Annotated in this window: 11 protein-coding genes; 2 read left to right on the top strand and 9 right to left on the bottom strand. The window is 77.4% G+C overall.

Annotation, left to right across the window (positions count from 1 at the left end):
- Positions 1–35: 35 nt before the first annotated feature.
- The 5 genes from ACI79G_RS00730 to ACI79G_RS00710 form a co-directional block, all read right to left on the bottom strand.
- Complete coding sequence (locus ACI79G_RS00730; protein ID WP_456878812.1) at positions 36–206, bottom strand: hypothetical protein; 171 nt, start codon at positions 204–206, stop codon at positions 36–38.
- 216 nt (positions 207–422) lie between these two features.
- On the bottom strand, positions 423–1,313 hold the full coding sequence (locus tag ACI79G_RS00725) for a tryptophan 2,3-dioxygenase (protein ID WP_456878811.1): 891 nt from the start codon (positions 1,311–1,313) through the stop codon (positions 423–425).
- Positions 1,314–1,330: 17 nt separating this feature from the next.
- Positions 1,331–2,167 carry an ABC transporter permease gene (locus tag ACI79G_RS00720; protein ID WP_456878810.1) on the bottom strand — a complete coding sequence of 279 codons (837 nt, stop codon included), beginning with the start codon at positions 2,165–2,167 and terminating at the stop codon, positions 1,331–1,333.
- On the bottom strand, positions 2,164–3,147 hold the full coding sequence (locus ACI79G_RS00715; protein WP_456878808.1) for an ATP-binding cassette domain-containing protein: 984 nt from the start codon (positions 3,145–3,147) through the stop codon (positions 2,164–2,166). Before ACI79G_RS00715 ends, ACI79G_RS00720 begins: the two co-directional genes overlap by 4 nt.
- 266 nt (positions 3,148–3,413) lie before the next feature.
- Entirely contained in the window at positions 3,414–4,394 is a 981-nt protein-coding gene (locus tag ACI79G_RS00710; protein WP_456878806.1) for a YihY/virulence factor BrkB family protein, read from the bottom strand.
- Between the two features lie 37 nt (positions 4,395–4,431).
- Between ACI79G_RS00710 and ACI79G_RS00705 the strand changes: the two genes are divergently transcribed.
- Positions 4,432–4,902 (top strand): heme-degrading domain-containing protein, encoded by a 471-nt coding sequence (locus ACI79G_RS00705; RefSeq protein WP_456878804.1) that lies wholly within the window; start codon positions 4,432–4,434, stop codon positions 4,900–4,902.
- Positions 4,899–5,993, top strand: coding sequence for an FUSC family protein (locus ACI79G_RS00700; protein ID WP_456878802.1), 1,095 nt, complete (start codon positions 4,899–4,901; stop codon positions 5,991–5,993). The genes ACI79G_RS00705 and ACI79G_RS00700 overlap by 4 nt, the downstream gene beginning before the upstream one ends.
- Positions 5,994–6,070: 77 nt before the next feature.
- Here ACI79G_RS00700 and ACI79G_RS00695 read toward each other — a convergent pair whose 3' ends face one another.
- The 4 genes from ACI79G_RS00695 to ACI79G_RS00680 all read right to left on the bottom strand — a co-directional run bounded on the left by ACI79G_RS00695 (position 6,071) and on the right by ACI79G_RS00680 (position 13,813).
- On the bottom strand, positions 6,071–10,543 hold the full coding sequence (locus ACI79G_RS00695; RefSeq protein WP_456878801.1) for an HAD-IC family P-type ATPase: 4,473 nt from the start codon (positions 10,541–10,543) through the stop codon (positions 6,071–6,073).
- 79 nt (positions 10,544–10,622) lie between these two features.
- A complete protein-coding gene (locus tag ACI79G_RS00690; RefSeq protein ID WP_456878799.1) occupies positions 10,623–11,414 on the bottom strand; it encodes an alpha/beta hydrolase in 792 nt (263 codons plus the stop codon).
- A 1-nt stretch (position 11,415) separates the two neighbouring features.
- Entirely contained in the window at positions 11,416–12,132 is a 717-nt protein-coding gene (locus ACI79G_RS00685; protein ID WP_456878797.1) for an SGNH/GDSL hydrolase family protein, read from the bottom strand.
- A 25-nt stretch (positions 12,133–12,157) separates the two neighbouring features.
- Positions 12,158–13,813, bottom strand: coding sequence for a helicase-related protein (locus ACI79G_RS00680; protein ID WP_456878795.1), 1,656 nt, complete (start codon positions 13,811–13,813; stop codon positions 12,158–12,160).
- Positions 13,814–14,043 lie beyond the last annotated feature (230 nt).

Genomic DNA, 14,043 nt, shown 5'->3' with positions numbered 1-14,043 from the left:
CCCCGGCGCGGCGCCGCCACGCCGGGGCAGGGCCGTCAGCGCCGGAAGTCGTGCGCCTCGTCGTAGCCGTAGTCCCCCGCGGCGTCGTCGCGGGTGCCGTCCGCAGGAGGGTGCGGGGCCTCGTCCTGGGGGCGGGGCCTGCCGGTCACCTCGTGCGCCATGTCGTAGCCGAGGTCTCCGGTCGGTTCGCGCGGGTCGGGCTCCATGTCGGCTCCTCGTCGCCGGGTGCGCCAGGGTGCCCATGATCGACCTCCCGACGGGAGCGCCACAAGGACACCCGCGTGGCCCGCTCGTGCGGTCATGCCGCTCCTCTCCTCGATGGGGTGTCCACCCTGCTCTCCCCTACTGACGAGAACGCTGCCCGGGATGTGACGGACGACGCCACCGGTTTTCCACGGCGGTCGTCGCCCCCGGCACGGGCGTCAGGTCCGCTCCGGACCGGACCCGGTGCCGATGACGGTGCGCACGGCGTACAGCTCGGGGAAGAAGGTGCGGTCGAGGGCCCGGCGCAGGAAGCCCACCCCGGAGGAGCCGCCGGTCCCCGTCTTCGCGCCGATGGTCCGCTGCACCGTGCGCAGGTGGCGGAACCGCCAGAGCTGCCAGTTGTCCTCGACGTCCACCAGGCTCTCGCAGGCCTCGTAGACCCCCCACGGCGTGCCCGTCGCCTCGTAGACCTCGCGGAAGACCGGCACCAGGTCCGGCTGGAAGGTCCACGGCCGGCGGACGTCGCGCTCCAGGACGACCGCCGGGACGGCGAGGCCGAGCCGGGCCAGCAGCCGGAGGAACTCGTCGTAGAGCGTCGGCGCCCCGAGCAGCTCCTCGAGCAACTGCCGCGCGGCGGGCTCGCCGTCGAAGACCGCGAGCATGCCGGGGTGCTTGTCGCCGAGGACGAACTCGACCGCGCGGTACTGGTGCGACTGGAAGCCCGACGCGCTGCCGAGGGCGCCGCGGAACTGGGCGTACTCGCGCGGGGTCAGGGTCGCCAGGACCGACCACTGCTCGATGAGGACGCGCTGCACGCTCTTCACCCGGGCCAGGCACTTGAGTGCCGGTTCCAGCTGGCTCCCCGCCAGGTGCCGGCAGGCGGCGCGCAGCTCGTGCAGGACGAGCTTGAGCCACAGCTCGCTGGTCTGGTGCTGGACGATGAACAGCAGCTCGTCGTGGTGCTCGGGGCGGCTGCGGGGGTGCTGGGCGGCCAGCAGGTGGTCGAGGTCGAGGTACGCGGCGTAGGTCATGGCGCCACCGAGGTCGGTGCGGATGGAGTCCTCCAGCGGCCGCACCGATCCCGACGGGTCCGGGTCCGACGGCACCACGGCCGTCACGGTAGCCCTCAACGGCTGCGGTAGAGGCGGGTCGTGACCGGGAGGAACACCGCGGCCAGCGCCGCGGCCACGGCCAGGGAGACGGCGATGGCGGTGCCGTCGGGGGCGCCGGCCATGAGCGAGCGGGAGGCGGTGGCCAGCACCGAGATCGGGTTCACCTCGACGAACGCCTCCAGCGGGCCGGGCAGCGTGGCCGGGTCGACGAAGACGTTGGACAGGAACGTCAACGGGAAGATGCCCATGAACCCGGCGTTCATCACCGCGTTGGGCGAGCGCATCAGCAGCCCGAGCACCGAGAACACCCACGACAGCCCGAACGAGAAGACGACGACCAGCGCCAGTGCCGCGAGCGCCCCGCCGGCCCCGCCGTCCGGCCGGTACCCCAGGGCGACGCCGACCGCGATGATCACCGTGCCGGCCACGACGTAGCGGACGCTGTCGCCCAGGAGCGACCCCAGCAGCGGCGCCGGCGGCCAGATCGGCAGCGACCGGAACCGGTCGACCACGCCCTTGGTGAGGTCGGTGTTCAGCGAGACGCCCGAGTAGACGGTGGTGAACAGCACCGACATGACCAGCAGCCCCGGCAGGGTGTAGTCGAGGTAGGCGCTGGTCGAGCCGGCGATGGCGCCGCCGAACAGGTAGGTGAACAGCAGCAGGAACATCACCGGCGTGACCGTGACGTCGAGCAGCTGCTCGGGCACGTGCTTGACCTTGAGCATGCCGCGCCAGCCGAAGGTCAGCGCGGTCGACAGGCGACCGGGGCGGGCCGGCCGCGCGGTGTCGGCGATGGCCCGGCGGACGGCGGCGGTGTCGGCGGAGCCGGGTGCGGTGGTCGTGGCGGTCATGACGCCTGCTCCTCGAGGGTCCCGGAGGGCTGCTGCTCGGCCGCGTGGCCGGTGAGGGCCAGGAAGACCTCGTCCAGGCTGGGCTGGTCGAGCGAGAAGCCGGCGACGCCGACGCCGGCGCGCCCCAGCTCACCGACACCGACGGCCGCGCGCTCGGCGTCCGCGCAGGCGGCGGAGAGCGCGGCCGGGTCCGGCTCGAGCACCACGGTGCCCACCGCGGCCTCGAGGATGCGGGCGGCCTCCGCGCGGCGGCCAGGGTCGAGCAGCCGCACGTGCAGCGAGCCGGTGCCCACCGAGGCCTTGAGCTGGCCGGGGGTGCCCTCGGCGATGACCCGGCCGCGGTCGATGACCGCGATGCCGTCGGCCAGCTGGTCGGCCTCCTCCAGGTACTGGGTGCAGAGCAGGATCGTCGTCCCGGCGGCGGCCAGCGCCCGGGCGATCTCCCAGACCTGGTTGCGCGACCGCGGGTCCAGCCCGGTCGTCGGCTCGTCGAGGAACACCAGCTGCGGGGTGACGACGATGCTCGCCGCGATGTCCAGCCGGCGGCGCATGCCCCCGGACCAGTGCTTGACCAGCCGGCCCGCGGCGTCGGCGACGCCGAAGGCCTCCAGCAGCTCGTCGGCCCGGGCCCGCGCCGCGGCCCGGCGGTGGCCGAGCAGCCGGCCGACGAGCACCAGGTTCTCGCGGCCGGTGAGCTCCTCGTCGACCGAGGCGAGCTGACCGGTGAGGCTGACCAGGCCGCGGACGGCGTCGGACTCGGTGACCACGTCGTGCCCCAGGACCCGCGCGCTGCCGGCGTCGGGTTCGACCAGCGTGGCGAGCATCCGGATCGTCGTGGTCTTCCCGGCGCCGTTGGGTCCGAGGACCCCGTAGATGGCGCCCGCGGGGACGGCGAGGTCGACGCCGGCCACCGCCCGGGTGTCCCCGAAGGACTTCTCGAGGCCGACCGCCTCGATGGCGAGCGCTGGCTGGGCTGTCATCCCGGGCTCCTCAGCAGGTGGTGCGTCGCAGCGTCCTCTGCCCCTCCGACGGAATGTGCGCGCCGGACTCATCGGGCCGCCACCGGTTTTCCTGCCGCGATGGTCGGACCTCGAGTGCACTCGAGGTCAAGCCCCGCCGGACTGCCACGTCCGACCGCCGGATCGGCCAGTCCGGCGGTCCGGCACGGTTCCGGTCGCCCGGCCGTGCGGGAACGCGCGCTCTCGCACGGGGGACGGGGACCGCGTCCACGGCCTCCCGCCGCGGATCACGAACGGTCGTCCCCGGCCTCGAAGCGGACGTCGACCTCCTGGTGCTGCACCGCCCGCTGGGCGCGCGCGGCGTCCGAGTAGACCCGCTCGTCGCCCTCGGTGAGGTCCTTGTGGTCGACGAAGGGCGTGAGCAGCGCCCGGGGGTGGAGGTGGTCGACCCGGACCACGTCGATCTCCACGCACAGCATCAGGGCCACCGCGGCCACGTAGATGAACGCCAGCAGCCCGAGGACGAGCGCGAAGACCGCGTCGACGGCGCTGGCGTTGGCCACCACGCGGGCGACGTAGACGCCGCCGAAGGACTGCAGCAGCTGCCACAGCACCGCGGCGGTCAGGGCGCCGGGCAGCACCTGCCGGGTGGTGAGCCGGCGGACGGTGGTGATGCGGAACCCGAGCACGAAGACGGCGGCGTTCGCGAGCACCGAGGCGACCGTCAGCAGCACGTGCAGCCACCCGCTGAAGCCGCCGTAGGCCGCCGCACCGCTGCCGAGGGCGGAGAGGACGGTGCTGGCCAGCACGAGCAGACCCAGGGTGCACAGCAGCATCAGGCTGCGCCCGCGGGAGGTGATCGGGTCCGGCCGGCTGTGCCGCGGCACCGCCCACACCGTGTTCATCGCGTGCTGGATGGCCTGGCCCATGCCCAGGGCCCCGTAGAGGGCGACCAGCCCGCCGACCACGATGCCGGTGACCCCACCGCCGAGCCCCTCCGGCCGGGCCAGCTGCGGCCCGATCACCGGGAACTCGGCCAGCGCGGAGTCCAGCAGCCGCTGCTGCAGCGCCGGGTCCCCGGCCAGCACCAGCCCGAGCACGGTGGCCAGCAGGAGCAGCGTCGGGAACAGCGACAGGAAGCCGTAGTAGGTGATCAGCGCGGCCAGGAAGTGGCCGTCGTCGTCCATGAACTTGTAGATCACCGCGATGGGGAACCCGGCCGCCGGGTGCCGGCGCTGGAACCGGTCGACCCGCTCGGTCCACCTCATGGGCACAGCCTCCCGCGTCAGGCGGTAGGAAGGCGACATGACCGACTCCTCCCCGTCCCTCGCCGAGCTCGCCGCCGAGGAGGAGGAGCTGCAGTTCGCCGGCTTCACCAACGACGACGCCTGGGACCTCGGCTCGGCGCTGGTGGCGGCCGCGCGGCGGGACGGCGCCCCGGTGGCGGTCGACATCAGCCGGCACGGCCACCAGCTCTTCCACGCCTCGCTGCCGGGCACCAGCCCGGACAACGACTCGTGGATCCAGCGCAAGACCCGTGTCGTCCACCGCTTCGGGCACAGCAGCCTCTACGTGCGGCAGGCGTCGATCGAGCGCGGGACGACGTTCGAGGAGGAGTTCGGCCTCGACCCCGCCCTCTACGCGGCCCACGGCGGCGCGTTCCCCGTCGTCGTCCGCTCGGTGGGGCCGGTCGGCGCGGTCGTCGTCTCCGGGCTCCCTCAGCTCGAGGACCACCGCATGGTGGTCGCCGCGATCCGGGCGCACCTCGGCCGGTGAGCGGCGCCCGGCGCCCGTACCCCGGCCGGCCGGGACGGGTGCGGCGGACCTGGGCGCGCCACCCGCGGGCCGGGCTGGCCGCCAAGGCCGCCCTCGCCGCGGCACTGGCCTGGCACGTGGCGGTCCTGCTCCCCCTGGACCCGGCCCAGCAGTACCCGTACTACGCGCCGCTGGGCGCGGTGATCGCCACGTCCACGACGCTGAGCGGCTCCGTGCGCGGCTCCCTGCAGTCGGTCGCCGCGATCGCGCTCGGCGCCGCCCTCGCCCTCGGGGTCTCGGCCGTGCTCGGGGACGGCCTCGGGGCCCTGGCCGTGGTGACCGCCGCCAGCGTGCTGCTGGCAGGCTGGCGGCACCTGGGCAGCTCCGGCAGCTGGACGGCGACCTCGGCGCTGTTCGTGCTCGTCCTCGGCACGCAGGACTCCGGCTTCGTCGTGGCCTACACGGGGCTGACCGCCGTCGGGGCGGTCATCGGCCTCGCGGTCACCGCCGCCTTCCCGCCGTTGCCGCTCGCGCCGGCCGCCGAGCAGCTGCAGGCGCTGCGCGACACGCTGGCCGGCCAGCTCGAGGACCTCGCCGACGGGCTGCAGCAGGAGCACCCGCCGACCGAGGACGAGTGGCGGCAGCGCACGCACCGGATCGACCCGGTGCTCGCCCAGATGCGGGACGCGGTGCAGCAGGCCGCCGAGGCCCGCCGGGGCAACCGCCGGGCCCGCCACCACCGCGCCGCCGCGGAGGCCCAGTACCGCCAGGCACGGGCGCTGGAGCGGCTGAGCCTGATGGTCGAGCAGCTGACCCAGGTGATCGCCGAGACCGAGCGGGCCGACGTCGAGCGGGTCGCGCTCGGCCCGACGCTGCGCCCGCCCGCGGCCCGCACCCTCGCCGCGCTGGCCGCCGCGCTCCGCTCGGTGGAGGACGCGGCCGCCGACCCCGAGGCCCTGCACCGGACCGAGACCTGCCTGCACGAGTTCGCCGACGCCGTCCGGCAGGCGCGGGCCACCTCTGCCGACGACCTGTTCGTCGCCGGGGACGTCGTCCAGACCGTGCGCCGCTCGCTGGACGCCCTCCCCGCACGGGAGCCCGCCGGCCGGTAGCCGTCCTGGTGGCGAGTGCGCGCGTGGGGACGTGTCGCGGGTGCTGACCGGTCCACGCGCGCGCAAGGCCGCGAGGGTCAGCCCGCCGCCTTCCCCCCGGCCAGGCGCGGCAGCACCTCGGCACCGGCCGTGCCGGCCGCCGCGCAGCCGAGCACGACCAGCCAGGCCAGCGGGTCCAGCGGCGTGCAGCCGAAGAAGCGGCTGAGCCCCGGCGTCTGGACGACGGCGGCCAGGACGGCGAGCGAGCCCGCGGCGGTGACCAGCACCAGCGGGCTGCGCCGGCCGGCCCACGCGGTCTGCCCCAGCTGGGTGGTGATCAACGCGGCCAGGCCCATCGTCCCGGCCCGGCCGCGGAAGCCGGTGAGCCGCCCGGTGGCCCAGGCGGCGGTCGCGCCGGCGGTGGTGGCCGCCCCGCGCACCAGCACCATCCGCCGCACCTCCCGCGCGAAGCCCCGCTGCGGCCCGGCCTCGAGCACCGCGGCCAGCGGGTGGCCGGCCAGCGGGCCGTCGTCCCCGTCGGGTGCGGCGCCCCGGGGCGCGGCCACGGCGACGGCCAGCGCCGGGAACATGTCGGTGAGCAGGTTGACCAGCAGCAGCTGCCGCGTGTTGATCGGCGCCCGCCCGCCGAACGCGGTGCCGAGCACGGTGAACGCCACCTCGCCGGCGTTGCCGCCGACCAGCACCGAGACCGCGTCGCGCACGCGTGACCACATCGCCCGGCCCTCGCCGATCGCGTCGACCAGCCGGGTCAGGTCCAGGTCGGTGAGCACGAGGTCGGCAGCGGCGCGGGCGGCGGGTGACTCGGCCCCGGAGACCCCCACGCCGACGTCGGCCAGCCGGATCGCCGCGGCGTCGTTCACGCCGTCGCCGGTCATCGCCAGGGTCGCCCCGGCCCGGCGCAGCGCGGCGACCAGCGAGACCTTCTGCTCCGGTGACAGCCGGGCGAACACCGTCGTCTCGCGCACCATGCGGGCCCGCTCGGACTCCGAGGCGCGGGCGAACTGCGCGCCGGTCACGACCCGGTCGGCACCGGGGACGCCGGCCTGGGCGGCGATGGCGCGGGCGGTCTCCGGGTGGTCCCCGGTGGCCACGATCACCCGGACGCCGGCTGCCCGCAGCTGCTCGACCGCCGCGACCGAGGAGCCGCGCACCGTGTCGGCCAGCCCGACCAGCCCGCGCAGCGTGAGGTCGCGGGCCCCCTCCTCCAGGTCGCCCGCGCCGCCGTCCCACTCCCGGTCGGCGACGGCCAGCACCCGCAGCCCCTCGGCGGCGAGCTCCTGGACCCGCCCGGTGAGGTCCCCGGCGTCCCGGCAGCGGCCGGCCACCACCTCGGGCGCGCCCTTGACCACGAGCCGGCCCTCGCGCACGGCCGCGGAGAAGCCGCGACCGGCGGCGAACGGCAGGCTCTCCCCCGCGTCGCCGTCGGGGCACACACCGCGCTCCTCGGCGGCCTCCACGACCGCGCGGTCGGTCTCGTGCGCCCGGTCGTCGCCGTTGCCGACACCGGCCGCGACCAGCCGCAGCAGCCCGTCCTCGTCGAGCTCCCCGTCCAGGGGGGCCAGGCCGGCGACCCGCAGCCGGTTCTCCGTCAGCGTCCCGGTCTTGTCGAAGCAGACGGTGTCCACCCGGCCGAGGGCCTCGAGCACCCGGGCGCTGCGGACGACGGCGCCCCGCCGCGACAGCCGCCGGGCCGCGGCCTGCTGCGCCACGGTGGCCACCAGCGGCAGCCCCTCGGGCACCGCGGCGACCGCGACGGCCACGCCGTCCCGGACGGCGTCGCGCAGCGGGCGGCGCCACAGCACCCCGAGGGCGGCGACCACCGCGCCGCCGGCCAGGGTCAGCGGCAGCACCGAGCGGGTCAGCTCGCCCAGCCGGGCCTGCACGCCGGCGGGGGGCGCGGCGCCGCCGGCGGCCCGGGCCGCGCGGCCGGCCTGGGTGGCGTCGCCCACCGCGACGACGACGGCCCGGCCGCGCCCGGCCACCACGGTCGTGCCGTCGAAGAGCATGCAGGTGCGGTCGGCGACCTCGGCCCCCGGTGTGGCCGGCACCGACTTGCCCACCGACAGCGACTCCCCGGTCAGGTTGGACTCGTCGACCTCCAGGTCGACCGCCTCCAGCAGGCGGGCGTCGCAGGCGAGCACGTCACCGGGCTCGACCACGACGACGTCCGCGACCCGCAGCGCGCTGCCGGGCACCTCCTCACGGCCGTCGTCGGTCTCCCGGTGGACGACGACGTCCTGCTCGAGCAGCAGCGACTCCAGCGCCGTCTCCGCTCGCAGCCGCTGCAGGCCGCTGACCAGCGAGTTGGCGACGGTGACGCTGCCGACGAGGACGGCGTCGGTGGCCTCGCCGAGCAGCGCGGTGGCCGCGGCACCGGTGCCCAGGACGGGGGTCAGCGGGTCGGCCAGCTCGGCGGCGACGGTGCGGACGAACCGGGACGGCCCCCGCACCAGCGGGTGCGCCCGGACCCGGCGGAGGCGGACCGGGCGCGCGTCCTCCGCGGCCGGCAGCTCGGCCACGCGGCGCAGCACCTCGTCGGGGTCCAGCGCGTGCCAGGGCGTGTGCACCGTCGGGGGCGGGACCGGGCGGCCGGCGGCCCGGACGGCGGCCCAGGTGCCGCCCAGCATCGCGACGGTCGTGGCCGTCTTCCCGGGCGTGGTGGACCTGCGCTGCCCGTACCGCTCGCTGCCGACGGCGGCGAGCAGCCCGCCGAGGACGTTGCCGGTGAGCGCCGCCTGCACCGAGCGGCGGCTCACGGTGCGGGCCGCCGCCGTCGCCGCGACCACCCGGCAGGCGTCGGCCAGCCCCGGCCGGGTCACCAGGTCGGCGCCCCACGCCGGCGCGCGGCCGGGCCGGACGGGGGCGACGGCGACGTCGGCGGCCAGCAGGGCGGGGCCGTCGGTGTCGCTGACCAGGAGGACGCCGCGCCCGTCGTCCTGCAGCCGGCGCACCGTCTCGACCAGCGACTCGTCCGCCGGTGCCACCTCGTCGGCCGCCGCGGCCACCTCCCGCGTGCCGGCGTGCGCGGTGAGCACCAGCCGGGCGCCGGCCGTCGCGGCGGTGGTCAGCAGCGCCTCGGCGTGCGGGTCCAGCTCGCGGGCGACGGTCACCGTGCCCACCCGGCGCCGGCCCTCGTACAGCGGCCGGACCTCGGCCCCGGGCGCGTCCCCGGAGTCCCGGGACGGCCCGAGCCGCACGCCGTCGTCCGGCTCGTCGCCCTCGAGCGCGCCGACCAGCCGGGCGGCGGCCGTCCAGACCCGGGCGTCGTCCCACCCGTCGGCCTCCGCGGTGGCCTCCAGCACCACCGGCGGGCCGGTGCACAGCGCGTCCCCGTCGACCACGACGGTGTCCACCCGGTCCAGCCGCCGGTAGGCCGAGCCGTCCATCGGCAGCACGTCGCGGCGGCACAGCAGGAGGTCCAGCGTCGTGGTGAACGCCGCGCGCCCGTGGAAGGCGGCCTTCGGGTTCAGCGCCTTGAGCAGGTCGGCCGAGCGACCGGGACGCCCGGTGAGCGCCAGCAGGCCGAGCGCGGCGGCCAGCTCGGTGGGGGCCAGCCGCTCGGTGTAGGACTCGACCGGGCCGGGGGGCAGGGGGCACGGCCGCGGCCCCGGGGGCGTCAGCGGCTCCCGCTCGCCGTCGTCCGGCTCCGGGCGGCACAGCTCCCACTCGCGGCGCCGCCACACCTGCCGGTGGGCGCGCATCTCCAGGACCTCCTGGAACGCGGCGGCGGCGTTGAGCGCCGGCACCGTGGGGCTCTGGGTGAGCGCGTGCAGCAGCGCACTGACGCCGGAGAAGACCAGTTCGGTGCCCTTCGGGCCCACGCGCCGGTACAGCTCCCGCTTGAGCCACGTCTGGGACTCCAGCAGCGCGACGGCGAGGGTCGCGTGGCGGGTGAGCGCCGGGACCGGCAGCATCTTGCCCGCGTAGGCGACACCGACGGCCGCGAGGTCGAGGCCGGCCGCCACGAGCGCGGCCAGCAGCGGCTCCAGGTCGGCCGGGTGGTCCTCCCGCGCCGGGAGCAGGCCCTGCCCGCCGCGGGCCTTCTCGATGGCGGTCACCGTGCCGACGAGGTCCTCGGCGGTGACCCGCCGCTCGTCGAAGGCGACCAGGACCCGGCCGACGACGTCGTTGACGGTCGCCCACTCCACGCCCTCGAGCCGCTCGAGGTGCCGGCGCAGCGCGGAGCGGACCTCCGGGGTCTCCTGCGCATCCGGCGCCAGGAGCTCGACCTGGACCCGGCCCCGGTCGGCCCAGACCCGGCGGGTGTGCCGCGCCGGCGGGGGCTCGAGCATCCCGCGCGCGGCGTCCAGCAGGTCGTGCAGCCGCCCGTCGGGCAGCGGGTCGGCGCCGGTGACCAGGGTGCCGACGGCGCGGGTGCCCGTGACCGCGGCCGCGTGGGCGAGGGACAGCGACGAGCGGGCGGCCCCCTGCACCAGCCCGGCGGTGCCACCGACGAGCCCGGCCGTGACCCCCGCGCCGGCGACCACGCCGGCACCGGCCAGGGCCGCGGCTGCGCCGAGCGCGCCGCCGATCCGGCGTCTGAGGGCCATCGCTCCTCCGGAACTCGGTCTCCCGGAACAGGGTCCGGACGCTACGCCCGTCGGCGCGCGTCCGCGCCCCGGAGCGTCGTCATCCCGCGATGAGCCAGTCCACGGCCGCCACGGCCACCTCGTGCGGGACGGCGTGCCCGCCGGCGAACTCGCGGTAGGTGACGTCGTAGCCGTCGTCGCGGAGGGCCGGCACGATCCGCCGGCTGGTCCGCTCGACGGGCAGGACCTCGTCGGCGTCGCCGTGCGACACGAACACCGCCGGCCGCCCCTCCCGCGACGCCCCCGGCACGAAGCCCGGGGAGAAGGCGACCACCCGCGCGAACAGGTCGCCGTTGGCCAGGCCCAGCCCCAGCGCGTAGGAGGCGCCGTCGGAGAACCCGGCGACGGCGGTGCGCCCGGGGTCGACCGGCACGGTCGAGAAGACGCGGGTCAGGGCCCGGTCCAGCAGGGCGGCGTCCTCGCCGGAGCGGCCGGTGACCGCGTCCCACGTCGACCCGCGGGAGGCCGGCGCGAGGACCAGCAGGCCCCGCTCGTCGGCCAGGCCGCCGAGGATGCCCAGCCCGGTCTCGGCGTTCCCACCCGCGCCGTGCAGGGCGACCACGAGCGGCACCGCGCTGCCCGCTGGGAGCCCGGGCGGCACGTGCAGCAGTGGCGGCCGGTCGACCTCCGGGTCCAGCGGCTGCGTCCCCGGCGCGGGCGGCGCGGCGGGGAGCTCCGGCTGCGGGCGGGCGGTGAGCCGGGCGGCCGCGCCCGTGCTCCCGGGGGACCCCGGCAGCTGCAGACCGCAGCCGCCGAGGGCACCCGCACCGGCGAGCGCCGCGGCGGCGCCGAGCAGGCGCCGGCGGGTCCAGCCGGGGTCCGGGGACGCCACGTCAGCCGCCGTGCAGGGCCGCCCAGAAGGCCGCGCGGACGCCGTCGGCACCCCAGGCGTTGGGCTCGATGAGGGAGCAGAACCACAGGTCCCGCTGCTCCGGCCGGGCCTCGCGGCGCCGGGGGTCGCCCGCCGCCAGCCCGTGGCCGCGGAACAGCTCGGCGATCTCGGCCACCGCGGCGCCGTGCCGGGCCGCTCCCCGGCGCAGGGCGTCGTTGAGCTCGCCGATCAGCGCGACGGCGTCCGGCCAGGGCGGCAGGCCGAGCCGCGCCGCGTCGCCGGTGCCGTCACTGGGGTCGTACACCGTGCCCACGACGACCCGCCCGTCCGGGGCCAGGGCCTCGCCGATGGCGACCAGTGCCCGGTCGAGCGCGGCCGCGACCCGGGCGACGACCGCGCGGGCGGCCGCGGTGTCCCCGTAGGCGCCGAGGAGGTCGTTGCCGCCGATGGTCAGCGTGACCAGCGCGGGCCGGGCGGTCAGCGCGGCGAGCCGGGGCAGCTGCCGGTCCAGCAGCGTGCCGGTGGTCGCGCCGTCGGTCGCCAGCAGCGCGAACGCCGTCCCGGGCGCGGTGCTGCGCAGGTCGCGCCCGCGCCAGTCCGGGAAGTCGTCGTCCCGGTTGGCGTACAGCAGGCTGGCCCCGCCGCGGCCCGGGCCGCCGGAGTAGTCGTCGATCGAGATCGAGTCGCCGAGCGCGACGTACCCTCCAGCGCCGGTCACTCCGCCATGGTGCGCCAGGAGCCGGTCAGCCGCGCCCCGCCCGGCGCGCGGTCGCGCGGCGGGGCCCGTCCGTGCGCCCGGACCGGCGGCTCCCGGCGTCCTCGCGGCGGCGGGCCGGGGCCGCGCCCCGGCGGACCGGGGTCCCGCGCCGGGAGCCGCGCGCCGCGCAGGCCCGGCAGGTCGGGAACCGCGGGGCGACCGGCACACCGCAGTCGGCGCACCGGCCGGGCCCCGCCGCGGCGATCGCGCCGGGGAGCAGCTCGGTGATGCGGGCGGCACACCGCTGCTCGAGCCGGGCCGCGTCCTCGGCGGTGAGGCCCGCGACGCCCGGGGAGGACCGCAGCAGCGTCGCGGCGTCGCGCGCGGCAGCGGCCGCCTGCTCGAAGTCCTCCACCGGTCCCCGCCGCGGCAGGGCGGGCAGCACCGTCTGCGGCGGGACGCGGTACCCGGCACCGTGCAGCAGCGCGGCGCGGGCCAGGGTGAGCCAGCGGGTGCGGCGCGGCGGCTCGAAGTCGATGGGCAGGGTGACCAGCCGCCAGACGGTCTCCAGGTCGGTGCTCTCCCCGACCGGTCCCTCCAGCAGCGGCAGCAGCGCCTCGGCGCGCTCGACCAGCCCGCTGACGTCGTCCCCCGTCACCGCCTCGTGCCGGGTGGCCGTCCGGGCCCACCGCGCCCACCGCGCCAGGGCCTCGGGCAGGTCGGCCGGCGCCAGCGCGCCCAGGTCGTCGAGCTCCGGGCGGAGCCGGGGCGTGCGCCGGGGCAGGTCGCTGGTCACCGTGCCGCGGGCCACCGCGGCGCCGGCCGCGACGAGGGCGGCGTCCGGCCGCAGGCCCGGCACGCCGGTGAGCACGCCGACCGTGCCGTGGCCGGTGAGCAGGTAGCGGCCGGCCCGGCCGGCGATCTGCGCGGCCTCCCACGTGCGCAGCGGGCGACGCTCCGACCCGTCGAACTTGGTCGTCTCGGCGAACAGCACGGTCACCGCCGGCACGTTGATGCCGTGCCCGATGACGTCGGTGGTGACCAGGACGTCGAGCTCGCCGCGGGTGAACCGGTCGATCACCTGGCGGCGGGTGGCCGGGGGCAGGGCGCCGTAGAGGACGCCGGTGCGGCCCGGCCGCACCGCCTCCAGCACGGCCGCGGTGGCGTAGACGGCCTTGCGGGAGAAGGCGACGACCAGCGTCCGCGGCCGCACGCCCGCGGGCCGCACCGGCGCCCGGAGGACGTCGAGCCGGGACAGGCGTTCGTGGCGGACGACCTCGACGTCGGCGGCGTCGGCGACCAGCGGCTCGAGCACCGGCAGCGCCTCGGCGGCGGAGATCACCCGGATCTCGCGGTACTCGCCGGTGAGCAGCAGTCGCGCCCAGGTGTGCCCGCGGTCGGGGTCGGTGACCCAGTGCGCCTCGTCGAGGACCAGCAGCCCGCCGCGCGGCGGGGCCTTCTCGACGGTGCAGCACAGGACCGGCGCGGTGGGGTCGATCTGCTCCTCGCCGGTGGACAGGCCGACGGTGCCCGGCGGCAGCTGGGCCGACAGCCGGGCGTACGCCTCGTGGGCCAGCTGCCGCAGCGGGGCCGCGTAGGTCCCGGAGCCGGCGGCGGCGAGGGCGGCCAAGGCGTCGTGGGTCTTGCCGGAGTTGGTGGGGCCGAGGTGGAACACGACCCGCTGCGGCGGGGTGCCGCGCACCGGCAGCACCGGACCAGCGCCGGCGGGGAGCTCGTCCCCGGAGACGGTCCGGGGGTACGGGGAGGCAGGCAGGACGTCGTCCTTCGTCTGGTGCGGGAGGGGGGCCGGGCGCAGCGCCCTCGGCGGAGGGCCCGTCCGGGCCCGGGAGGGACAACAGCCGGGAGTCCGCGGGCATGCCCGGGGTGGGCGACATCGCCCCGTGTCCGCGGGCGGCCGCACCGCGGACCTGG

This window comes from Geodermatophilus sp. SYSU D00779 (genome assembly GCF_054050595.1).
The sequence above is the reverse complement of the archived record's forward strand: the minus strand, read 5'-3'. Positions and strand labels throughout refer to the sequence as shown.

Coding starts and splice junctions, on each gene's coding strand:
- ACI79G_RS00720 (WP_456878810.1), bottom strand. CDS start 2,167: ATGACCGCCACGACCACCGCACCCGGCTCCGCCGACACCGCCGCCGTC.
- ACI79G_RS00730 (WP_456878812.1), bottom strand. CDS start 206: ATGGAGCCCGACCCGCGCGAACCGACCGGAGACCTCGGCTACGACATG.
- ACI79G_RS00705 (WP_456878804.1), top strand. CDS start 4,432: ATGACCGACTCCTCCCCGTCCCTCGCCGAGCTCGCCGCCGAGGAGGAG.
- ACI79G_RS00695 (WP_456878801.1), bottom strand. CDS start 10,543: ATGGCCCTCAGACGCCGGATCGGCGGCGCGCTCGGCGCAGCCGCGGCC.
- ACI79G_RS00715 (WP_456878808.1), bottom strand. CDS start 3,147: ATGACAGCCCAGCCAGCGCTCGCCATCGAGGCGGTCGGCCTCGAGAAG.
- ACI79G_RS00710 (WP_456878806.1), bottom strand. CDS start 4,394: ATGAGGTGGACCGAGCGGGTCGACCGGTTCCAGCGCCGGCACCCGGCG.